Annotated in this window: 1 pseudogene; it reads left to right on the top strand. The window is 32.9% G+C overall.

What is annotated here, in order from left to right:
* Positions 1-286, top strand: a pseudogene (locus AWV70_RS23845) (plasmid recombination protein); the annotation flags it as partial.

Below are 286 nucleotides of genomic sequence, written 5' to 3'. Positions count from 1 at the left end.
TGGTTACTGCTGCTCAAGATAATGAAAAGTTAAAAACACATTTAAAAAATATATTAAATACCGATATGGCGAAAGAAAATATAGGCTTGCGCAAGCAGAATGAAGTAGTGAAAGAGAAATACAATGATCTTGTTCAGAGATTTAATTCAAATATTGAAGATTATAATGAGTTGGTTGAAGAAAATAGGTCGTTAAAAGGTCGTGTGAGCGATTTAAAGGCTGAAATAGGATTAGTTTATAAAAGTGCGAAAGAGTTTTTAAGGGATCGCACAGACAACGTGAGAGC

This window comes from Sporosarcina koreensis (assembly GCF_001531445.1).
GTDB classification, from domain to species: Bacteria; Bacillota; Bacilli; order Bacillales_A; family Planococcaceae; genus Sporosarcina; species Sporosarcina koreensis_C.
This window is presented reverse-complemented; position numbering and strand designations above follow the sequence as displayed.